Source organism: Enterobacter sp. 725m/11 (assembly GCF_011683705.1).
Taxonomy (GTDB): domain Bacteria; phylum Pseudomonadota; class Gammaproteobacteria; order Enterobacterales; family Enterobacteriaceae; genus Enterobacter; species Enterobacter bugandensis.
In genome coordinates this window covers 16,333-39,148 of the sequence record NZ_JAAQOK010000033.1, presented here as the reverse complement: position 1 = coordinate 39,148, position 22,816 = coordinate 16,333, and the positions used below count along the sequence as shown (strand labels likewise).

At 55.9% G+C, this 22,816-nt stretch carries 20 protein-coding genes; 19 read left to right on the top strand and 1 reads right to left on the bottom strand.

What is annotated here, in order from left to right; all coding sequences use genetic code 11:
• Nucleotides 1–143: 143 nt before the first annotated feature.
• The 3 genes from udk (at nt 144) to asmA (ending at nt 3,331) form a co-directional block, all read left to right on the top strand.
• Nucleotides 144–785, top strand: a complete 642-nt coding sequence (gene udk / locus HBA26_RS15205; protein WP_008500855.1) for a uridine kinase — start codon at nt 144–146, stop codon at nt 783–785.
• A gap of 91 nt (nt 786–876) precedes the next feature.
• The gene (gene dcd, locus HBA26_RS15200) at nt 877–1,458 is read left to right on the top strand and encodes a dCTP deaminase (protein ID WP_028013805.1); all 582 of its coding nucleotides are present in this window, start codon (nt 877–879) and stop codon (nt 1,456–1,458) included.
• A 22-nt stretch (nt 1,459–1,480) separates the two neighbouring features.
• Nucleotides 1,481–3,331, top strand: a complete 1,851-nt coding sequence (asmA, locus tag HBA26_RS15195; RefSeq protein ID WP_126345315.1) for an outer membrane assembly protein AsmA — start codon at nt 1,481–1,483, stop codon at nt 3,329–3,331.
• Nucleotides 3,332–3,422: 91 nt separating this feature from the next.
• Here asmA and HBA26_RS15190 read toward each other — a convergent pair whose 3' ends face one another.
• Nucleotides 3,423–5,006, bottom strand: coding sequence for a TerC family protein (locus HBA26_RS15190; RefSeq protein WP_047363153.1), 1,584 nt, complete (start codon nt 5,004–5,006; stop codon nt 3,423–3,425).
• 692 nt (nt 5,007–5,698) lie between these two features.
• On the opposite strand from HBA26_RS15190, the gene HBA26_RS15185 reads away from it, so the two are divergent.
• From HBA26_RS15185 to wcaJ, 16 genes are all read left to right on the top strand, one after another.
• Entirely contained in the window at nt 5,699–6,838 is a 1,140-nt protein-coding gene (locus HBA26_RS15185) for a polysaccharide export protein (RefSeq protein ID WP_014170829.1), read from the top strand.
• A gap of 6 nt (nt 6,839–6,844) precedes the next feature.
• The gene (gene wzb, locus HBA26_RS15180; RefSeq protein ID WP_045629833.1) at nt 6,845–7,288 is read left to right on the top strand and encodes a low molecular weight protein-tyrosine-phosphatase Wzb; all 444 of its coding nucleotides are present in this window, start codon (nt 6,845–6,847) and stop codon (nt 7,286–7,288) included.
• A gap of 2 nt (nt 7,289–7,290) precedes the next feature.
• Complete coding sequence (gene wzc / locus HBA26_RS15175) at nt 7,291–9,453, top strand: tyrosine-protein kinase Wzc (RefSeq protein WP_049137370.1); 2,163 nt, start codon at nt 7,291–7,293, stop codon at nt 9,451–9,453.
• Nucleotides 9,454–9,569: 116 nt separating this feature from the next.
• Nucleotides 9,570–10,412 carry a colanic acid biosynthesis glycosyltransferase WcaA gene (gene wcaA / locus HBA26_RS15170; protein WP_028013800.1) on the top strand — a complete coding sequence of 281 codons (843 nt, stop codon included), beginning with the start codon at nt 9,570–9,572 and terminating at the stop codon, nt 10,410–10,412.
• Nucleotides 10,412–10,903 (top strand): colanic acid biosynthesis acetyltransferase WcaB, encoded by a 492-nt coding sequence (wcaB, locus tag HBA26_RS15165; RefSeq protein ID WP_045260418.1) that lies wholly within the window; start codon nt 10,412–10,414, stop codon nt 10,901–10,903. Before wcaA ends, wcaB begins: the two co-directional genes overlap by 1 nt.
• The gene (wcaC, locus tag HBA26_RS15160; protein ID WP_126345314.1) at nt 10,900–12,117 is read left to right on the top strand and encodes a colanic acid biosynthesis glycosyltransferase WcaC; all 1,218 of its coding nucleotides are present in this window, start codon (nt 10,900–10,902) and stop codon (nt 12,115–12,117) included. Before wcaB ends, wcaC begins: the two co-directional genes overlap by 4 nt.
• Nucleotides 12,092–13,312 carry a colanic acid polymerase WcaD gene (wcaD, locus tag HBA26_RS15155; protein ID WP_063437115.1) on the top strand — a complete coding sequence of 407 codons (1,221 nt, stop codon included), beginning with the start codon at nt 12,092–12,094 and terminating at the stop codon, nt 13,310–13,312. The genes wcaC and wcaD overlap by 26 nt, the downstream gene beginning before the upstream one ends.
• A gap of 16 nt (nt 13,313–13,328) precedes the next feature.
• Nucleotides 13,329–14,075 (top strand): colanic acid biosynthesis glycosyltransferase WcaE, encoded by a 747-nt coding sequence (wcaE, locus tag HBA26_RS15150; RefSeq protein WP_126345313.1) that lies wholly within the window; start codon nt 13,329–13,331, stop codon nt 14,073–14,075.
• Nucleotides 14,076–14,090: 15 nt separating this feature from the next.
• The gene (gene wcaF / locus HBA26_RS15145; protein WP_045260414.1) at nt 14,091–14,639 is read left to right on the top strand and encodes a colanic acid biosynthesis acetyltransferase WcaF; all 549 of its coding nucleotides are present in this window, start codon (nt 14,091–14,093) and stop codon (nt 14,637–14,639) included.
• 24 nt (nt 14,640–14,663) lie between these two features.
• Nucleotides 14,664–15,785, top strand: coding sequence for a GDP-mannose 4,6-dehydratase (gene gmd, locus HBA26_RS15140; RefSeq protein WP_003863514.1), 1,122 nt, complete (start codon nt 14,664–14,666; stop codon nt 15,783–15,785).
• A gap of 2 nt (nt 15,786–15,787) precedes the next feature.
• Nucleotides 15,788–16,753, top strand: a complete 966-nt coding sequence (locus tag HBA26_RS15135; protein ID WP_024908102.1) for a GDP-L-fucose synthase — start codon at nt 15,788–15,790, stop codon at nt 16,751–16,753.
• 2 nt (nt 16,754–16,755) lie between these two features.
• Nucleotides 16,756–17,235 carry a GDP-mannose mannosyl hydrolase gene (locus HBA26_RS15130; RefSeq protein WP_048999739.1) on the top strand — a complete coding sequence of 160 codons (480 nt, stop codon included), beginning with the start codon at nt 16,756–16,758 and terminating at the stop codon, nt 17,233–17,235.
• Nucleotides 17,232–18,455, top strand: coding sequence for a colanic acid biosynthesis fucosyltransferase WcaI (gene wcaI / locus HBA26_RS15125; protein WP_045260413.1), 1,224 nt, complete (start codon nt 17,232–17,234; stop codon nt 18,453–18,455). The genes HBA26_RS15130 and wcaI overlap by 4 nt, the downstream gene beginning before the upstream one ends.
• Before the next feature lie 3 nt (nt 18,456–18,458).
• Nucleotides 18,459–19,895, top strand: a complete 1,437-nt coding sequence (gene cpsB / locus HBA26_RS15120; RefSeq protein WP_166720945.1) for a mannose-1-phosphate guanyltransferase — start codon at nt 18,459–18,461, stop codon at nt 19,893–19,895.
• A 109-nt stretch (nt 19,896–20,004) separates the two neighbouring features.
• Nucleotides 20,005–21,375, top strand: a complete 1,371-nt coding sequence (gene cpsG / locus HBA26_RS15115; RefSeq protein ID WP_166720944.1) for a colanic acid biosynthesis phosphomannomutase CpsG — start codon at nt 20,005–20,007, stop codon at nt 21,373–21,375.
• Between the two features lie 46 nt (nt 21,376–21,421).
• Nucleotides 21,422–22,816 (top strand): undecaprenyl-phosphate glucose phosphotransferase, encoded by a 1,395-nt coding sequence (gene wcaJ, locus HBA26_RS15110; protein ID WP_041909129.1) that lies wholly within the window; start codon nt 21,422–21,424, stop codon nt 22,814–22,816.

Here is a 22,816-nt window from a genome sequence, read left to right as displayed (position 1 = left end):
GGATCAATGCGCCACTTTTCAGCCTGTCTCGCAGAACCTGCGCATTCGACTGGTATCACGCCCCCGAAATCCCTATAATTGCCGCGTTTGACGCTCCGGCGTCGTCCTTCCTTAACATCCAGGTTATTCAGGTCGCTAAATTTATGACTGATAAGTCTCATCAGTGCGTCATTATAGGCATCGCCGGCGCATCGGCTTCAGGTAAAAGTCTAATTGCCAGTACGCTTTATCGCGAACTGCGTGAACAGGTAGGTGATGAGCATATCGGCGTCATTCCCGAAGACAGCTACTACAAAGATCAATCCCATCTGTCGATGGAAGAACGTGTAAAAACCAACTACGACCACCCGAATGCGATGGATCACAGTTTACTGTTCCAGCATTTAGAAGCGCTTAAGAGCGGCCAGGCGATCGAACTGCCCGTTTACAGTTACGTAGAACACACCCGTACCCAGGAAACGATCCGCATCGAGCCGAAGAAGGTCATTATCCTTGAAGGCATCCTGCTCCTGACCGATGCCCGCCTGCGTGAATCCATGAACTTCTCCATCTTCGTCGATACCCCGCTGGATATCTGCCTGATGCGCCGCATCAAGCGTGACGTTAACGAGCGCGGCCGTTCGATGGACTCCGTCATGGCGCAATACCAGAAAACGGTCCGTCCGATGTTCCTGCAGTTTATTGAACCATCCAAACAATACGCCGATATCATCGTGCCTCGCGGGGGCAAAAACCGCATTGCTATTGATATCTTAAAAGCGAAAATCAGCCAGTTTTTTGAATAAGCCGCGCGAATTGTGTACCGTTCAGAGATAACCTGGTTTTACCCTGAGCGTTCAACGGCTCAGGGTACGATGCATGAAAGGAGAAAGAACCATGCGTCTTTGCGATCGTGATATTGAAGCCTGGCTGGATGAAGGCCGCTTGTCTATTACCCCACGTCCCCCCGTGGAGCGCATCAATGGGGTGACCGTTGATGTACGGTTGGGGAATAAATTCCGCACCTTTAGCGGCCATACTGCGCCGTTCATCGACCTCAGCGGGCCGAAGGATGAAGTCAGCGCCGCGCTCGATCGCGTCATGAGTGATGAAATCATCATTGACGAAGGTGAAGCTTTTTATCTGCACCCGGGTGAACTGGCGCTGGCGGTGACGTATGAATCCGTGACCCTGCCTGCGGATCTCGTCGGCTGGCTTGATGGCCGTTCTTCTCTGGCCCGCCTGGGGCTGATGGTTCACGTAACCGCGCACCGTATCGACCCAGGCTGGTCCGGCCGTATCGTGCTGGAGTTCTTCAACGCCGGTAAACTGCCGCTGGCGCTGCGACCCGGAATGATGATCGGTGCATTAAGCTTTGAACCGCTCACAGGCCCGGCAGACAGGCCTTATAACCGCCGCCAGGACGCAAAATACCGCGACCAGCAGGGTGCGGTTGCCAGCCGTATTGATAAAGACTGATCGTTAGTCCATTGAGGATGCCATGAGAAGAGTTCTGACAACGCTGATGATTTTGCTGGTAGTGCTGGTTGCTGGCCTTTCGGCGTTGGTTCTGCTGGTTAACCCGAATGATTTCCGCGCTTACATGGTGCGGCAGGTCGAGGCACGCAGTGGTTACCAACTGAAGCTTGACGGGCCGCTGCGCTGGCACGTCTGGCCGCAGCTCAGCATTCTCTCTGGCCGCATGTCGTTAACCGCGCCTGGCGCGGCACAGCCGCTGGTCTCTGCGGACAACATGCGTCTCGATGTGGCGCTGATCCCGCTCATCTCCCATCAGCTGCAGGTTAATCAGGTGATGCTGAAGGGCGCGGTCATTCAGCTTACCCCGCAGACCGAAACCGTGCGCGACGCGAATGCGCCGGTTGCGCCGCGCGAGAATACCTTACCGGATGAACCGTCCGATACGGGCTGGTCCTTTGATATAGGCAAACTGAAAGTGGCCGATAGCGTGCTGGTGTTCCAGCATGAGGATCAGGAGCAGGTCACCGTTCGCAACATCAACCTGCAGATGGAACAGGATGAACACCATCTTGCGTCGCTGGAATTTAGCGGACGGGTAAACCGCGACCAGCGCGATCTGTCCCTCTCGTTGAATGCAAACGTGAATGCGTCGGACTACCCGCATCAGCTGACGGCCGACATCCAGCAGCTTAGCTGGCAGCTGACGGGAGCGGATCTCCCGACCCAGGGGATCGCCGGGCAGGGGACGCTGCAGGCCGTATGGCGCGAAGAGCAAAAACAGCTGGCGCTGGATAACCTTAACCTGCAGGCCAACGACAGCAGCCTGAAAGGGCAGGCGAGCGTCACGCTCGACGATAAGCCGAAGTGGGTGCTGAACCTGCAGTTTGACAAGCTCAACCTGGAGAACATCCTGCCACCGGTGCCGGCAAGCGCAACGGACAGCGATGCCGTGCAGACGGGGCAAAGCCAGTCACCGGTGTCGCGTCCGGTTATCTCATCCAACCTTGAACAGCCTGACTATAACGTGCTGCGCGGCTTCACGGCGGATATTCTGCTGAAAGCCAACAGCGTGCGCTGGCGCGGTATTGATTTTACCGACGTGAGCGGCCAGATGTTCAACCACAACGGGTTGCTGGTAATTTCAGAACTGAGCGGCAAAATGGGGGCGGGTCACCTGTCACTTCCGGGTACGCTGGACGTGCGTAAGGACGTTGCCAGCGCTGAATTCCAGCCGCGTCTCGACAACGTTGAGATTGGCAGCATCCTCAAAGCCTTTAACTATCCGATATCCCTGACGGGTCAGCTGACGCTGGCGGGCGATTTCTCAGGCACCAAAATTGATGCCAACGCCTTCCGCCGCGAGTGGCAGGGCGAGGCGCATGTTGACCTGAAAGATTCGCGAATGGAAGGGCTCAACTTCCAGCAGCTGGTTCAGCAGGCGGTGGAGCGCAGCAGCGATGTTAAAGCCCAGGAAAACTACGACAGCGCAACTCGCCTCGACAGCTTCACCACTGACCTGACGCTGGATAACGGGGTGCTGACGCTGGCCGGGATGCAGGGAACTTCATCTATGCTGTCGTTAACCGGAGAAGGCTCGCTGGATCTGGTCAAAGAGACGGCGGACACGCGCTTTAACGTCCGGGTGCTTTCCGGCTGGCAGGGCGAAAGCAAGCTGATTGACTTCCTCAAAGAGACGCCGGTTCCGCTTAGCGTATACGGCAAATGGCAGGCGCTGAACTACAGCCTTCAGGTAGATCAGATCCTGCGTAAGCATCTGCAGGATGAAGCGAAGCGTCGGCTCAACAGCTGGGCGGATCGTAATAAAGATTCCCAGAACGGCAAGGATGTGAAGAAGCTGCTGGATAAGCTTTGACGGCGGTGCGGCCTGATGCCCTCACCCGGACCCTCTCCCACGGAGAGGGAGCAAACACCAAAACGGCAACGGGGTTGCCGTTTTGGTTTACCTAAACCTCAAAATCCAGCTCTTCCTCATCCCGCAGTGGAATAAGCTGCACTTTCTGCACGCGATGGTTTTCAATCTGCAGGGTTTTAAGCAGATAGTCGCCCACCTGAACCTCTTCTCCCGGCTGCGGGATGCGCTGCAAATACTCCATCAGCAGACCGGCAATGGTGTGGTATTCCCGTTTTTCATCCAGCGGTAGCGGCACGTACTGCACAAGGTCTTCCAGCGGCATGTGGCCGTTGGCCGTCCACGAGCCGTCAGCGTTTTTCTGAATGTCGTGGCGGGCATCAATCTCATCCACCTCGTTTGGCAGATTACCAGCGATGGTTTCCATTACGTCGCTGAGCGTGACCAGCCCTTCCACCGAACCAAATTCATCCACCACAAACGCGAAGTGGGTGCGCGCGTTGCGGAACTGCTCCAGCGCTGAGAGCAGCGGAAGCGCTTCCGGGAAAACCAGCGGCTGGCGTACCAGCGCGCGGAGGTTGAGCGGCTCGCCGTGTAGCTGCTGCTGGAGCAGGTCAATCACGTGTACCACCCCCAGCAGCTCCTCTTCCTCTTCACCGCCGGTGACCACCACCCGGGTGTGCTGGTTTTTATCCAGCAGGGCACGGATCTGCTCTTCCGGTGCCGTGAGGTCAATATGCTCAATGTCATGCCGGGAGGTCATGATGCTGCTGACCGTGCGCTGATTCAGGTTGAGCACGCGCTCGATCATCAGCCGCTCCTGCGGGTTAAAGATTTGCCCGTCGCTGTGATCGGCCAGCAGGGCAGAGGATTCGGCGTCCAGCTCGGCATCCTCTTTCCTGCCGCTCAACAGGCGCATCACGGTGTCGGCCGTGCGCTGGCGCAGGGTCTGATTCGCGGAGAGAAACCGGCGGCGGTTAAATATCGCCAGCTGGTTGAGCGCTTCAATCATGACGGAGAAGCCAATGGCGGCGTACAGGTAGCCTTTCGGAATGTGGAAGCCGAAACCGTCGGCGACCAGGCTGAAGCCAATCATCAGCAGGAAGCTGAGACAGAGGATCACGATTGTCGGGTGGCTGTTCACAAAGCGGGTCAGTGCTTTGCTCGCCATCACCATCAGCGTGATGGCGATAATTACCGCGGCCATCATGACGGCGAGATGGTCCACCATCCCGACGGCGGTAATCACCGAATCCAGGGAGAAGACCGCATCGAGCACCACAATTTGCGCCACCACCGGCCAGAATCTCGCCCCGCGTCGCTGGGTCGGGTTCTCGCTGTCCTTGCCTTCGAGCCGCTCGTTAAGCTCCACCGTGGCTTTGAACAGCAGGAACAGCCCGCCGAAGAGCATGATCAGGTCGCGCGCGCTAAAGCTCAGGCCGCGAACGGAGAACAGAGGCTGAGTGAGTGTGACCATCCAGGAGATAGAGGCCAGCAGCAGTAAACGCATCACCATCGCCAGCAGCAGACCCGTCACGCGCGCGCGGTCGCGCTGGGAAGGGGGCAGTTTTTCAGCGAGGATGGCGATAAACACCAGATTATCGATACCGAGCACTAATTCGATGACGACCAGCGTCACCAGCCCGGCCCAGATTGATGGATCGGCAATCCATTCCATAGTAATAGCAATACCTTCTGTTATATGACGAATGTCACACTTCGATCATGGATAAAGCTGGGGGAAAATGCAATGTCGGGCTGAGATTTCTCTTAATACGATGCGTAAAAAAGAGAGCAGTCTCAGATGAGTGTAAATAAGCAAAATACGTATATTTTATTATTTTGAGTGCTTTTTAGGATATATCGCAGATAATGGTTTTTACTCTCTTTTTGTCAATATAAAGAAAATCCTAAAAGGTCAAAACTTTGCTCTTAATATTAATCTTAAAAACAGATATTAGGACAGTTGTCTCCTTGCCTGCTATTAGGTTAGCTGCAACAATTCTCCCAGCATCAAATGTTAAATCTTGTTGTTGCTATTATTGTTTTGGTCTTCGGAATGGTCATTCATTATCCGTTGTGTATTTCAAGCGGCTGATATATTTCCAGAAGACCTTACTCAAGAGGGTGTCTATCCATAACACATTGTTTAGTCAGTGGATTGGTAACTGAAAGCCAAGGGCGGTAGCGTGCCTGAAAGCGTGTGAATCAGCCTCGATTATTCTGTCAATAGCCAATGGATGAATAAGCTTTTTTTAGGACTGATGCCAGTTATATTTCTATTTGATTAACTGCATGCTGAAACCCAATACGTCTCAGGCTTATTTAAATTGCACAGGATAATTACTCTGCCAAAGTGATAAATAATCAATGATGAAATCCAAAATGAAATTGATGCCATTATTGGTGTCTGTGACCTTGATGAGTGGTTGCACGGTCTTTCCCGGCAGCAATATGTCAACAATGGGTAAGGATGTGATCAAGCAACAGGATGCCGATTTTGATCTCGACAAAATGGTGAATGTTTATCCACTTACGCCACGTCTGGTCGAACAATTACGTCCACGTCCGAATGTTGCCCAGCCGAATATGTCTCTGGACCAGGAAATTGCCTCCTATCAGTATCGCGTGGGGCCGGGCGACGTGATCAACGTGACCGTCTGGGACCACCCTGAACTGACCACGCCAGCGGGCCAGTACCGTAGCTCAAGCGACACCGGGAACTGGGTACAGTCAGATGGCACCATGTTCTATCCGTACATTGGTAAAGTACATGTCGCCGGGAAAACGCTTGCCGAGATCCGTAGTGATATTACCGGCCGCTTAGCGCAGTACATCGCCGACCCGCAGGTGGACGTTAATATCGCCGCATTCCGCTCGCAAAAAGCCTATATCTCCGGTCAGGTGAACAAATCCGGCCAGCAGGCCATCACCAACGTTCCGCTCACCGTTCTGGACGCCATTAACGCCGCGGGCGGCTTAACCGACGGCGCCGACTGGCGCAACGTGGTGCTGACCCACAACGGCAAAGAGCAGCGCATTTCGCTGCAGGCGCTGATGCAAAACGGCGACCTGACCCAGAACCGCCTGCTCTATCCAGGCGATATTCTCTACGTACCGCGCAACGACGATCTGAAAGTCTTCGTGATGGGTGAAGTGAAGAAACAGAGCACCCTCAAAATGGACTTCAGCGGCATGACCCTGACCGAAGCGCTGGGCAATGCTGAAGGTATCGATCTGACCACCTCTAACGCGACCGGTATCTTCGTCATCCGTCCGCTGAAAGGTGAAGGCAGTGCGAAGGGCAAGATTGCCAACATCTACCAGCTGGATATGTCCGATGCGACGTCTCTGGTGATGGCGACGGAGTTCCGTCTCCAGCCATACGATGTGGTTTACGTCACCACCGCGCCGGTTGCCCGCTGGAACCGTCTGATCAACCAGTTGCTGCCAACCATCAGTGGCGTTCGCTACATGACGGATACGGCGCGCGACATTCATACCTGGTAATCCGCGATGTTTAACAAAATTCTGGTGGTATGCGTGGGGAACATTTGCCGTTCCCCCACGGCTGAACGGCTGTTGAAACAGTACCAGCCCGAGTTAACGGTCGAGTCCGCAGGGCTGGGCGCGCTGGTGGGAAAAGGTGCCGACGAGCGCGCCACGAGCGTGGCCCGCGATCACAACCTCTCTCTTGACGGGCATATCGCCCGCCAGGTCACCGGCCGCATGTGCCGGGAGTATGACCTGATTCTGGCAATGGAAAAACGACATATTCATGCGCTATGCGATATCGCTCCGGAGATGCGCGGCAAGGTGATGCTGTTTGGTCACTGGGACAACGAACGCGAAATCCCCGATCCGTATCGCAAGAGCCATGAAGCCTTCGAGGCGGTTTACACCTTACTTGACCAGTCTGCCCAACAGTGGGCGCAGGCACTGAAAGCTCAGCAGGGATAACAATGACAGAAAAAACAAGACCTTCTGCCGCCCCGACTTCGGGCAGTGATGAAATTGATATTGGTCGCCTGGTCGGCACGGTTATCGAGGCAAAGTGGTGGGTGCTTGGCATTACTGCCGTGTTTGCCGCAGCGGCCGTCGTGTATACGCTGTTCGCCACACCTATCTACAGCGCCGACGCGCTGGTGCAGATCGAGCAGAATACCGGCAACTCTCTGGTGCAGGATATCGGCTCCGCGCTGGCGAACAAACCGCCAGCATCCGACGCTGAAATTCAGCTGATCCAGTCGCGTCTGGTGCTGGGTAAAACGGTTCACGACCTCGGACTCGACATCTCCGTCACCAAAAATACGTTCCCGATCTTCGGTGCCGGCTGGGACCGTCTGATGGGGCGCAACAATGACACCGTAAAAGTCACTGACTTTGTGCTGCCGAAAGGGGCGGGGGATCAAACCTTTACCCTGACGGTGCTGGGCCCGAAACAGTATCAGCTGACCAGCGATGCGGGCTTTAGCGCACGCGGCGAAGTGGGGCAGATGCTGAACAAAGACGGCGTTAGCATGATGGTTAGCGCGATCCACGCCCAAGAGGGCGGTGAATTCACCGTCACCAAATTCTCCACGCTGGGGATGATCAACAATCTGCAGAACAACCTGACCGTCACCGAAAACGGTAAGGACACCGGCGTGCTGAGCATGACCTTTACCGGTGAAGATAAGGATCAAATTCGCGACATCCTGAACAGCATAACCCGCAACTACCTTGAGCAGAACGTCGAGCGCAAGTCGGCGGAAGCGGCGAAAAGCCTGGCGTTCCTCGCTAAACAGCTCCCGGAAGTGCGTGCCCGTCTGGATGATGCCGAGAACAAGCTGAACGCCTACCGTCAGGATAAAGACTCCGTCGACCTGCCGCTGGAGGCGAAATCGGTTCTCGACTCGATGGTGAATATTGATGCGCAGCTCAACGAGTTGACCTTCAAAGAGGCGGAGATTTCCAAGCTTTACACCAAACGCCACCCGGCCTACCGCACGCTGCTGGAGAAGCGCCGCACTCTCGAAGAGGAGAAGGCGAAGCTGAACGACCGCGTGACCGCGATGCCGAAAACGCAGCAGGAGATCGTCCGTCTGACCCGCGACGTGGAATCCGGACAGCAGGTTTACATGCAGCTGCTGAACAAACAGCAGGAGCTGAAAATAACCGAGGCCAGCACCGTGGGTGACGTGCGTATCGTCGACCCGGCCATTACCCAGCCTGGCGTGCTGAAGCCGAAGAAAGCGCTGATTATTCTCGGCAGCATTATTCTTGGCCTGATGCTCTCTATCGTTGGCGTCCTGCTGCGCTCGCTGTTCAACCGCGGCATCGAAAGCCCGCAGGTGCTGGAAGAGAGTGGTATCAACGTCTATGCCAGCATTCCGCTGTCTGAGTGGCAAAAATCCCGTGACAGCGTCAAGACCATCAAGGGCGTTAAGCGTTACAAACAGAGCCAGCTGCTGGCCGTGGGTAACCCAACCGACCTGGCGATTGAAGCGATCCGCAGCCTGCGTACCAGTCTGCACTTCGCCATGATGCAGGCTAAAAACAACGTCCTGATGTTAACCGGCGTCAGCCCGTCAATCGGTAAGACCTTTGTCTGTGCCAACCTGGCGGCCGTGGTGAGCCAGACCAACAAGCGCGTGCTGCTGATCGACTGTGATATGCGTAAGGGTTATACCCACGAACTGCTGGGCACCAACAACGTGAACGGTCTGTCGGAAATCCTGCTGGGTCAGGGAGAGATTAGCCAGAGCGCCAAGCCGACCTCGATTCCGAGATTCGACCTGATCCCGCGTGGTCAGGTGCCACCGAACCCGTCTGAACTGCTGATGAGCGAACGCTTCACCCAGCTGATTGAGTGGGCGAGCAAAAACTATGACCTGGTGCTGATCGATACGCCGCCAATTCTGGCCGTGACCGATGCCGCCGTGGTTGGCCGTCATGCGGGTACCACGCTGATGGTGGCGCGCTATGCGGTGAATACCCTGAAGGAAGTGGAAACCAGCCTGAGCCGCTTCGAGCAGAACGGCATTGAGGTGAAAGGGGTCATCCTGAACTCCATCTTCCGTCGTGCGACCGGGTACCAGGATTACGGTTATTACGAGTACGAATACAAGTCTGACAGCAAATAACAAAACACCCCCCCTCACCCTAACCCTCTCCCCAGAGGGGAGAGGGAACTGTCCGGTGCCGCCTTTCACCCTCTCCCCTCAGGGGAGAGGGCCGGGGTGAGGGGTAGGAGGAAAAGATGACCACACAACGCCCTTTAGTTTCTATCTATATGCCGACATGGAACCGTCAGCAGCTGGCGATCCGCGCTATTAAGTCGGTCTTACGTCAGGATTACGATAACTGGGAACTGATCATCGTGGATGACTGTTCTTCCTCGTATGAACAGCTGCAAAAATTTGTCACCGAACTCAACGATCCGCGCGTGATGTATACCCATAACCCGATTAACTCCGGGGCGTGCGCGGTGCGTAATCAGGCGATTATGCAGGCCAAAGGGCAGTATCTGACCGGCATCGACGATGACGACGAATGGACGCCGAACCGCCTGTCCGTCTTCCTTTCGCATAAAGAGCAGCTGGTCACGCACGCTTTTCTGTATGCCAACGACTATGTCTGCCAGGGCGAGGTTTACTCGCAGCCCGCGAGCCTGCCGCTGTACCCGAAATCACCGTACTCCCGTCGCCTGTTCTACAAGCGCAACATTATCGGTAATCAGGTCTTTACCTGGGCGTGGCGCTTTAAGGAGTGCCTGTTCGATACCGAACTGAAGGCCGCGCAGGATTACGACATCTTCTTGCGGATGGTGGTGGAGTACGGCGAGCCGTGGAAAGTGGAAGAGGCCACGCAGATCCTGCACATCAACCACGGGGAGATGCAGATCACCTCCTCACCGAAGAAGTTTTCAGGCTATTTCCATTTTTACCGCAAGCACAAGGACAAGTTTGACCGTGCCAGCCGCAAGTATCAGCTCTTTACCCTGTATCAGATCCGCAATAAGCGCATGAACTGGCGCACGCTGCTGACGCTGCTGTCGGTGCGTAACGGCAAGCGCCTGGCTGACGGGCTTCGGGGGAAATAATGTTTCTGGAAGATTGCCGCGCAAACAGCTGGAGCCTGCGCCCGTGCTGCATGGTTCTGGCGTACCGCATCGCGCACTTTTGCTCGGTGTGGCGCAAGAAAAACGTACTGAACAATATCTGGGCGGCACCGATTCTGGTGCTGTACCGCATCATCACCGAATGCTTTTTTGGCTATGAAATCCAGGCCGCTGCCACCATTGGCCGCCGCTTTACCATCCACCACGGCTATGCGGTCGTCATTAACAAGTTCGTGGTTGCGGGCGATGATTTCACCATTCGCCACGGGGTGACGATCGGCAACCGCGGGCCGGACAGCCTGGCCTGCCCGGTGATCGGTAATAACGTCGAGCTGGGGGCGAACGTGGTGATGATTGGCGACATTACGATTGGTAACAACGTGACGATCGGGGCGGGCAGCGTGGTGCTGGACAGCATTCCGGATAACGCGCTGGTGGTGGGAGAGAAAGCCCGCGTGAAGGTGATTAAATGAACATTCTGCAATTTAACGTACGCCTCGCAGAAGGCGGAGCGGCAGGCGTGGCGCTGGATCTGCACCAGCGTGCCTTGCAAAAAGGACTTCAGTCCCGGTTTATTTACGGCTACGGCAAAGGCGGCAAGAAAAGCGTCAGCCATGATAACTTCCCGCAGGTGCACAAGCACACGCCGCGTCTGACCTCTGTTGCCAACATTGCGCTGTTCCGCCTGTTTAACCGCGATCTGTTTGGCAACCTGAACAGTCTTTATCGCACCGTGACCCGCACCAGCGGCCCGGTTGTGCTGCATTTTCACGTGCTGCACAGCTACTGGCTGAATCTGGAAGAGGTGGTGGCGTTTTGTCAGAAGGTGCAGGCCCACAAGCCCGACACCCGCTTCGTCTGGACGCTGCACGATCACTGGAGCGTAACCGGACGCTGCGCGTTTACCGACGGCTGCGAAGGCTGGAAAGATAGCTGCCAGAAATGCCCGACGTTGAGCAACTATCCGCCGGTGAAGGTGGATCGCGCGCATCAGCTGGTAGACGGAAAGCGTCAGTTGTTCCGCGACATGCTTTCGCTCGGCTGCACGTTTATCTCCCCGAGCCAGCACGTGGCCGACGCCTTCAACAGCCTGTATGGGGCAGGGCGCTGTCAGATTATCAACAACGGTATCGACGTGGCGACGGAAGCCATCCTGGCCGAGCTGACGCCGGTGGCGGAAACCGCGGGCAAACCGAAAATTGCCATCGTTGCGCACGATCTGCGCTACGACGGCAAAACCAACCAGCAGCTGGTGCGCGACATGATGGCGCTCGGCGACAAAATTGAACTGCATACCTTTGGTAAATTCTCGCCGTTCGAAGGCGCTAACGTGGTGAATCACGGGTTTGAAACCGACAAGCGCAAGCTGATGAGCGCCCTGAATGGTATGGACGCGCTGGTGTTCAGCTCCCGCGTGGATAATTACCCGCTGATCCTCTGCGAGGCGCTCTCCATCGGCGTGCCGGTGATTGCCACCCACAGCGATGCAGCGCGCGAAGTGCTGGAAAAATCTGGCGGAAAAACCTTCGCCGGGCACGAGGTCCTGCCTCTGGTGCAGCTGCCGAAGGCGCAGATCGCCGAGGCCGTTTTTGGCACTGACCTGGAATCGTTCCGCAACCGCAGCCGCAAGGCCTACAGTGGACAACAGATGCTGGAGGAGTATGTCTCGTTCTATCAGAATCTGTAGTTATCTGCTGCTGCCGCTGATCTACCTGCTGGTTAACGTTAAAATTGCCCAGCTCGGCGAAAGCTTCCCGATAACCATCGTAACTTTTTTGCCCGTTCTGCTTCTGCTGTATGTCGATAAAATCAACCTGAAGAAGCTGATGATTGCCCTGGGGCTGGGCACGGGCCTGACGCTGTTTAACTACATCTTTGGCCAGTCGCTGGATGCCAGTAAATACGTCACTTCAACCATGCTGTTTGTTTATATCGTTATTATTATTGGCATGGTCTGGAGTATTCGCTTCAAAACTATTTCACCGCACAATTATCGGAAAATCCTCAGGTTCTTTTATATTGCCGTTGCGTTAATTGTTGTGCTTGCCGCACTGGAAATGACGCAGATTATTTTGACCGGTGGCAGCAGCCTGATGGAGATAATTTCGAAATATCTCATTTACAGTAACAGCTATGTACTGAACTTCATTAAGTTTGGTGGTAAGCGTACAACGGCGCTCTATTTTGAACCGGCGTTTTTCGCTCTGGCGTTAATCTCAATTTGGCTCAGCATCAAACAGTTTGGTATCAAAACGCCTAAGACCGATGCTATGATTCTTGCAGGAATCGTTCTGTCTGGATCGTTCTCAGGGGTAATGACATTTATCCTGTTTTACCTGCTGGAGTGGGCGTTCCAGTACCTGAACAAAGATGCGATTAAGAAAAAGCTGCCGCTGGCGATAATCTCTCTGACGGTATTTTTAGTGGGCGTCATATTCGCGTTTCCGTACATTTCAGAACGTCTGGGTGATTTGGGAACGGAAGGGTCATCGTCCTATTATCGCATCATTGGTCCGCTGGTGATGGTGGGTTATTCCTTAACCCACATCGATGGTGTAGTAAGATTCGGCTCACTTTACGAATATGTTGCATCATTCGGAATCTTTAACGGTGCGGATGTCGGTAAAACCATAGACAATGGTCTGTATCTGTTAATTATTTATTTTTCATGGTTCGCCGTGCTGTTGACGCTGTGGTATCTGTTTAAAGTTTTCAAAATGATGATCAACGCGTTTGGTGATAACCAGAACTTTCGCGTGCAGCTTTATCTTTTTACGCCGGTGTCGCTGTTTTTTACCGGGTCAATATTTAGCCCGGAATATGCTTTCTTGATTGTCTGTCCGTTTATTTTGCGTAAGGCGCTTAATATTACGAACGTATGACGAAATGAGGTGATTTATGTTTCTTAGCGTCATTACTGTCGCTTTTCGTAATTACGAAGGGGTGGTAAAAACCTGGCGCTCGCTGCGCAACCTGGCGCGCGATCCAAGCCTCACCTTTGAGTGGATCGTGGTCGACGGCGGCTCGAACGATGGCACGGCGGAGTTTCTGGAAAAACTCAACGGTGAGTTCAACTTACGCTACATCAGCGAGAAAGATAAAGGCATCTACGATGCGATGAACAAGGGCATTACTATGGCTCAGGGCCGTTATGCCATCTTCCTCAACTCGGGCGATATTTTCCACGACGACGTGGCGCTGTTTGCTCGTCAGCTGGCGCGCCAGAAAGAGGATGCCATGTATATTGGCGATGCGCTGCTCGATTTTGGCGACGGGCATAAAGTCTGCCGCAGCGCCAAGCCAGGCTGGTATATCTACCATAGCCTGCCGGCCAGCCATCAGGCCATTTTCTTCCCGGTAAACGGTCTTAAAAAACAGCCTTACGATTTGCAGTACAAGGTGTCATCCGATTATGCGCTGGCCGCCAGCCTGTATAAATCAGGTTACCCGTTCCGTCGACTTAAAGGGCTGGTGTCTGAATTTTCGATGGGCGGCGTGTCAACGTCTAATAATCTGGAATTATGCCAGGATGCAAAAAAGGTGCAGCGACAAATATTACGCGTGCCGGGATTCTGGGCGGAATTGTCTTATTTATTACGCCTGCGTACGACAGGTAAAACGAAAACCTTATATAACAAAGCCTGAATATAAGGAAACGCAATGCAGGATTTAAAAGGTTTCTCCGTGCCGAAAGGTTTTCGGGGCGGGAACGGTATTAAGGTACAGCTGTGGTGGGCGGTTCAGGCAACCTTATTTGCCTGGTCGCCGCAAATACTGTACCGCTGGCGAGCCTTTTTATTGCGCCTGTTTGGCGCAAAAATCGGAAAAAACGTAGTTATTCGACCTTCGGTGAAGATTACCTACCCCTGGAAATTAACCCTCGGGGATTACGCCTGGGTAGGGGATGACGCGGTGTTATATACCCTGGGCGAGATTACGATTGGCGCAAATTCGGTGGTTTCACAGAAGTGTTATTTGTGCACCGGCAGCCACGACTTTATGAGCCCGCATTTTGATATTACCGCTTCGCCTATTGTGATCGGTGAAAAGTGCTGGCTGGCAACGGATGTTTTTGTTGCACCAGGTATTTCTGTTGGCGATGGCACGGTAGTCGGTGCCCGCAGCAGCGTTTTTAAATCGCTACCGGCAAATAAAGTTTGCCGTGGCAACCCCGCAGTGGTGATACGCGAACGCGTTGAAACTGATTAAATTCATAAGTAGAGGAATATAAACATGTCTAAAGTCGCTCTCATCACCGGCGTTACCGGGCAGGATGGTTCTTACCTGGCAGAACTGCTGCTGGAGAAAGGGTATGAAGTGCACGGTATTAAGCGTCGTGCGTCTTCTTTCAACACCGAACGTGTGGATCACATCTATCAGGATCCTCACGCGGCGAACCCGAAATTCCACCTGCACTACGGCGACCTGACCGATACCTCCAACCTGACCCGTATCTTGCAGGAAGTACAGCCGGATGAAGTGTACAACCTGGGGGCGATGAGCCACGTTGCGGTCTCCTTCGAGTCCCCGGAATACACCGCTGACGTTGACGCCATGGGTACCCTGCGTCTGCTGGAGGCGATTCGCTTCCTCGGTCTTGAGAAGAAAACTCGCTTCTACCAGGCATCTACCTCCGAGCTGTACGGCCTGGTGCAGGAAATTCCACAGAAAGAGACCACGCCGTTCTACCCGCGCTCTCCGTATGCGGTAGCAAAACTGTACGCCTACTGGATCACCGTGAACTACCGTGAATCCTACGGTATGTACGCCTGTAACGGCATTCTGTTCAACCACGAATCCCCGCGCCGCGGCGAAACCTTCGTGACCCGTAAAATCACCCGCGCGATCGCCAATATTGCTCAGGGTCTGGAATCTTGCCTGCACCTCGGCAACATGGACTCCCTGCGTGACTGGGGCCATGCCAAAGACTACGTGAAAATGCAGTGGATGATGCTGCAGCAGGAACAGCCAGAAGACTTCGTGATCGCGACCGGCGTGCAGTACTCCGTGCGTCAGTTCGTTGAAATGGCTGCGGCACAGCTGGGCATCAAGCTGCGCTTCGAAGGCACCGGCGTGGAAGAGAAGGGTATCGTTGTATCCGTGACCGGCCACGACGCGCCGGGCGTGAAGCCAGGCGACGTGATTGTCCAGGTTGATCCGCGCTACTTCCGTCCTGCTGAAGTAGAAACCCTGCTGGGTGACCCAACCAAAGCGCACGAGAAGCTGGGCTGGAAACCAGAAACCACTCTGCAGGAGATGGTTTCCGAGATGGTGGCCAAAGATCTTGAAGCAGCGAAAAAACACTCCCTGCTCAAGTCTCATGGCTACGAGGTTGCCATCGCGCTGGAGTCCTGAGAATGACAAAACAACGTATTTTTGTCGCCGGTCATCGCGGAATGGTGGGTTCCGCGATTGTCCGCCAGCTGGAACAGCGCGGTGACGTAGAGGTGATTGTCCGCACCCGTGACGAGCTGAACCTGCTCGACAGCCGTGCGGTACAGGACTTCTTTGCCAACGAACGCATTGACCAGGTGTATCTGGCGGCGGCGAAGGTGGGCGGCATTGTCGCTAATAACACCTACCCGGCGGATTTCATCTACGAGAACATGATGATCGAGAGCAACATCATTCACGCGGCGCATCTGCACAACGTGAACAAGCTGCTGTTCCTCGGTTCATCCTGTATCTACCCGAAGATGGCGAAGCAGCCGATTGCCGAGAGCGAACTGTTGCAGGGCACGCTTGAAGCCACTAACGAGCCGTATGCGATTGCCAAAATTGCCGGGATCAAGCTGTGTGAATCCTACAACCGTCAGTATAACCGCGACTATCGCTCGGTGATGCCGACCAACCTGTACGGACCGCACGACAACTTCCACCCGAGCAACTCGCACGTGATCCCGGCGCTGCTGCGTCGCTTCCACGAGGCGACTGCCGAAAACGCCCCGGACGTGGTGGTGTGGGGCAGCGGAACACCAATGCGCGAGTTCCTGCACGTGGACGACATGGCGGCTGCCAGCATTCACGTGATGGAACTGGATCGCGAGGTGTGGCAGGAAAACACCGAGCCGATGCTGTCGCACATTAACGTGGGTACCGGCGTGGACTGCACCATCCGCGAGCTGGCGCAGACCATCGCGCAGGTGGTGGGCTACAAGGGCCGCGTGGTGTTTGACGCGACCAAACCGGACGGCACGCCGCGCAAGCTGCTGGACGTGACCCGTCTGCATCAGCTGGGCTGGTATCACGAGGTCTCACTGGAGCAGGGGCTGGCCAGCACCTACCAGTGGTTCCTGGAAAACCAGCACCGCTTCCGGGGGTAATGATGTTTTTAAGTCAGGAAGATTTTGCCACGGTAGTGCGTTCCACTCCGCTCATCTCGATTGATTTGATCGTGGAGAACGAACGCGGCGAGTTCTTGCTGGGAAAACGAACCAATCGTCCTGCACAGGGCTTCTGGTTCGTGCCCGGCGGGCGCGTGCAGAAGGATGAGACGTTGGTTGATGCGTTTGAGCGTCTCACTCTGGCGGAACTGGGCCTGCAGTTGCCGATGGCAGCGGGCCAGTTTTACGGGGTCTGGCAGCACTTCTATGACGATAACTTTTCGGGCACCGGGTTCTCCACGCACTACATCGTGCTGGGGTTCCGCCTGAAGGTGAGTGAGGCAGACCTGCGTCTGCCTGATTCTCAGCATGACGATTACCGCTGGTTAGCGCCAGAGGCGCTGCTGGCAAGCGACAACGTCCATGACAACAGTCGGGCGTACTTCCTCGCGGAACGTCAGGCCGAGGTGCCAGGACTATGAAAATCCTCGTCTACGGAATTAACTACTCGCCGGAATTAACCGGTATCGGGAAATACACCGGCGAGATGGTGGAGTGGATGGCGAGCCAGGGACATGACGTGCGGGTGATTACTGCCCCGCCGTACTACCCGGAGTGGAAGGTAGGCGAACGCTATTCCAGCTGGCGCTATCGCCGCGAAGAGGGTGCCGCGACCGTCTGGCGCTGCCCGCTCTACGTGCCGAAACAGCCCTCGACGCTGAAACGTTTAATTCATCTGGGCAGCTTTGCCCTCAGCAGTTTCTTCCCGCTGATGGCGCAGCGTCGCTGGAAGCCGGATCGCATTATCGGCGTGGTGCCGACGCTGTTCTGCACGCCGGGCATGCGCCTGCTGGGAAAACTCTCCGGCGCGCGCACCCTGCTGCACATTCAGGATTATGAAGTGGACGCCATGCTCGGTCTGGGTATGGCCGGGAAAGGCAAGGGCGGCAAGGTGGCGAAGCTCGCCAGCGCCTTTGAGCGCAGTGGCTTACACAACGTGGATTACGTTTCGACGATCTCTCGCTCGATGATGAATAAGGCGCAGGAGAAGGGCGTCCCGGCGGAGAAGGTGATCTTCTTCCCGAACTGGTCCGAAGTGGCGCGTTTTCGCGACGTGACGGAGCAAGAGGCTCAGGCGCTGCGCGCCCGGCTCGGCTTGCCTGAAGACCAAAAAATCATTCTTTACTCAGGCAACATCGGCGAAAAGCAGGGGCTGGAGAGCGTTATTGAAGCGGCCCAGCTGCTGATCGAACAGCCGTGGACGTTTGTGATTGTCGGACAGGGCGGGGGAAAAGCGCGGCTGGAAAAGATGGCCAGTGAACGCGGCCTGACCAACGTGAAGTTTTTCCCGCTGCAATCGTACGACGCGCTGCCCGCGCTGCTGAAAATGGCGGATTGCCATCTGGTCGTGCAAAAACGCGGCGCGGCGGATGCGGTGCTGCCGTCCAAGCTGACCAACATTCTGGCAGTGGGCGGTAACGCGGTGATTACGGCCGAAGCCGAAACTGAATTAGGCCAGCTGTGCGGCAGCTATCCGGGGATAGCCGTGTGCGTGGAGCCGGAATCCGTTCCCGCGCTGGTCACCGGCATTGAACAGGCACTCGCCATGCCAAAAGTGAACACGGTGGCACGTGAATATGCCGAACGCACGCTCGAGAAAGAGAACGTGCTGAGCCAATTTATTGCAGATATACGGGGATAAATCATGAGTCAAACCACTTTGTATCCGGTTGTGATGGCTGGTGGCTCTGGTAGCCGGTTGTGGCCGCTGTCCCGCGTGCTCTATCCAAAACAGTTCCTCTGCCTGAAAGGGGATCTCACCATGCTGCAGACGACGGTAAACCGTCTGCACGGCGTGGAGTGTGAAAGCCCGGTGGTGATTTGTAACGAACAGCACCGCTTTATCGTTGCCGAGCAGCTGCGCCAGCTGAACAAGCTCACGGAAAACATCATCCTGGAGCCTGCCGGACGTAATACCGCGCCCGCGATCGCCCTGGCGGCGCTGGCGGCAAAACGCAGCAGCCCTGACTGTGACCCGCTGATGCTGGTCCTGGCGGCAGATCACGTTATCCAGCAGGAAGACGCATTCCGCGACGCGGTGCGTGCCGCGATCCCTTACGCCGAGAGCGGCAAGCTGGTGACCTTCGGCATTGTGCCGGATCTGCCGGAAACCGGCTACGGTTACATCCGTCGCGGCAGCGTAACGCCGGGTGAGGGCGACAGCGTAGCGTTTGACGTGGCGCAGTTTGTCGAAAAACCGAATCTCGAAACCGCGCAGGCCTATGTCGCCAGCGGTGAATATTACTGGAACAGCGGGATGTTCCTGTTCCGCGTCGGACGCTATCTCGAAGAGCTGCGCAAATACCGCCCGGATATTCTGAACGCCTGCGAAAAAGCGATGGCGGTGGTGGACCCGGATCTCGACTTTATCCGCGTGGATGAAGAGGCGTTCCTCGCCTGCCCGGAAGAGTCTATCGACTACGCCGTGATGGAACGCACGGCTGACGCGGTGGTGGTACCGATGGATGCAGGCTGGAGCGATGTGGGCTCCTGGTCCTCCCTGTGGGAGATCAGCGCCCATACCCCGGAGGGTAACGTCCATCACGGCGATGTGATTAGCCACAAAACCGAGAACAGCTACGTTTACGCCGAGTCTGGCCTCGTCACTACCGTCGGGGTGAAGGATCTGGTGGTTGTCCAGACCAAAGACGCGGTGCTGATTGCCGACCGTAACGCCGTGCAGGACGTTAAAAAAGTGGTTGAGAAGATTAAGGCCGATGGCCGTCACGAACACCACATTCACCGTGAAGTGTACCGTCCGTGGGGCAAATATGACTCCATCGACGCGGGCGACCGCTATCAGGTGAAGCGCATCACCGTGAAGCCGGGCGAGGGGCTGTCGGTGCAGATGCACCATCACCGCGCTGAACACTGGGTGGTGGTGGCGGGTACGGCCAAAGTCACCATCGACGGCGAAGTGAAGCTGCTGGGTGAAAACGAGTCCATTTATATTCCGCTGGGCGCCACGCACTGTCTGGAAAACCCGGGGAAAATTCCTCTCGACTTAATTGAGGTGCGCTCCGGCTCGTATCTGGAAGAGGACGATATTGTGCGCTTCCAGGATCGCTACGGCCGCGTGTAGCACGCCGCATCATGCCCGGCGGCGCTGCGCCTGCCGGGCCTACGAATGACAAAAATAAATTTGGCCATTAAGTGGTCAGGGCCAACTGTTGCCTGAAAAAGGGGTCATCATGGAAAAATTAACCTGTTTTAAAGCCTACGATATTCGCGGCAAGCTGGGCGAAGAGCTGAATGAAGACATCGCGTGGCGCATCGGCCGCGCGTACGGCGAATATTTAAAACCTAAGACCATCGTGCTGGGCGGCGACGTGCGTCTGACCAGTGAATCCCTGAAGCTGGCGCTGGCAAAAGGGCTGCAGGACGCGGGCGTGGACGTGCTGGACATCGGCCTGTCCGGTACCGAAGAGATCTATTTTGCCACCTTCCACCTCGGCGTGGACGGCGGTATCGAAGTGACGGCCAGCCACAACCCGATGGACTACAACGGCATGAAGCTGGTGCGCAAGGGCGCGCGCCCGATTAGCGGCGACACCGGTCTGCGCGACGTGCAGCGCCTCGCGGAAGCCAACGACTTCCCGCCGGTGAACGACGCGAAGCGCGGCAGCTACAAGCAGATTAACCTGCAGAAAGAGTACATCGACCACCTGCTGGGCTACATCAACGTGGCGAACCTCAAGCCGCTGAAGCTGGTCATCAACTCTGGTAACGGCGCGGCAGGCCCGGTTGTCGATGCGCTGGAAGCCCGCTTTAAGGCGCTGAACGTGCCGGTGACCTTCGTCAAGGTACACAACACGCCGGACGGTAACTTCCCGAACGGTATTCCTAACCCGCTGCTGCCGGAGTGCCGCGACGACACCCGTAACGCGGTGATTAAGCACGGTGCCGATATGGGCATCGCCTTCGACGGCGACTTCGACCGCTGCTTCCTGTTCGACGAGAAAGGGCAGTTTATCGAAGGCTACTACATCGTTGGCCTGCTGGCGGAAGCGTTCCTCGAGAAAAATCCGGGCGCGAAGATCATTCACGATCCGCGTCTTTCCTGGAACACCGTCGACGTGGTGAAGGCCGCGGGCGGCGAGCCGGTGATGTCTAAAACCGGCCATGCCTTCATCAAAGAGCGCATGCGCGAAGAAGACGCCATCTACGGCGGCGAGATGAGCGCGCACCACTATTTCCGTGATTTTGCCTACTGCGACAGCGGGATGATCCCGTGGCTGCTGGTGACCGAGCTGCTGTGCCTGAAGGGGCAGAGCCTGGGCGAGCTGGTGCGCGACCGTATGGCGGCCTTCCCGGCGAGCGGGGAGATCAACAGCAAGCTGGCGCAGCCGGCCGAGGCGATTGCCCGCGTTGAACAGCACTTTGCCATTCACGCGCTGGAGATTGACCGTACGGACGGCATCAGCATGGCGTTCCCGCAGTGGCGCTTTAACCTGCGTTCGTCCAACACCGAGCCGGTGGTGCGTCTGAACGTGGAATCCCGCGCTGATACGGCGCTGATGGAAGCCCGAACGAAGGACATTCTGGCGCTGTTGAATCAGTAACAATTGCCCCTCCCGGCGGGAGGGGGAACCGAATACAGGAACAACGATGACGAATCTAAAAAAACGCGAACGAGCGAGAACGAATGCATCGTTAATCTCTATGGTGCAGCGTTTTTCTGATATCACCATCATGGTCGGTGGATTGTGGGCGGTGTGTCGGATCAGCGGGCTGCCGTTCTTATATATGCATCTTCTGATGGCCCTGATTGCGCTGGTTGTGTTTCAGATGATCGGCGGAATGACCGATTTCTACCGCTCGTGGCGCGGCGTGAAAATGACCACCGAACTGATGCTGCTGCTGCAGAACTGGACTCTGAGCCTGATCTTCAGCGCCGGTCTGGTGGCGTTCAGCCATGATTTTGACAACCGCTTTGTGACCTATCTCTGCTGGTACCTGTTAACCAGCGTCGGCATGGTGGTGTGCCGTTCCCTGATCCGCTTTGGCGCGGGCTGGCTGCGTAACCGCGGCTATAACCGTCGTTTCGTCGCCGTGGCGGGTGATTTACCGGTCGGGAGAGTGCTGCTCGACAGCTTCCGCAAAGAGCCGTGGTTAGGGTTTGAAGTGGTGGGGATTTACCACGACGCGAAGCCGGGCGGCGTGCCTGCGGACTGGGCGGGCAATTACGCGCAGCTTATTGAAGACGCGAAGGCCGGAAAAATTCATAACGTCTATATCGCCATGCAGATGAAAGACGAAACCCGCATCAAGCAGCTGATGCGCGAGCTGGCGGACACCACCTGTTCGGTGATCCTGATCCCGGACGTGTTTACCTTCAATATTCTGCATTCCCGCATTGAAGAGGTGAACGGCGTACCGGTGGTACCGCTGTACGACACGCCGCTGTCGGGTATCAACCGCGTGCTCAAGCGCGTGGAAGATATCGTACTCTCTTCCCTGATTTTACTGCTCATTTCCCCGGTGCTGTGCTGCATCGCTCTGGCGGTGAAGTTGAGCTCTCCCGGCCCGGTTATCTTCCGTCAGACCCGCTACGGCATGGACGGTAAGCCAATCATGGTGTGGAAATTCCGCTCCATGAAGGTGATGGAGAACGACAAGGTAGTGACCCAGGCGACGCAGAACGATCCGCGCGTCACCCGCGTGGGGAACTTCCTGCGCCGCACTTCGCTTGACGAGCTGCCGCAGTTCATCAACGTCTTTACCGGCGGCATGTCGATTGTTGGCCCGCGTCCGCACGCGGTGGCGCATAACGAGCAGTACCGTTCGCTGATTGAAGGCTACATGCTGCGCCATAAGGTGAAACCGGGCATCACCGGCTGGGCGCAGATCAACGGCTGGCGCGGCGAGACCGACACGCTGGAAAAAATGGAAAAACGCATCGAATTCGATCTGGAGTACATCCGCGAGTGGAGCCTCTGGTTCGATATCAAGATTGTTTTTCTGACCATCTTCAAAGGCTTCGTGAACAAAGCGGCGTACTAA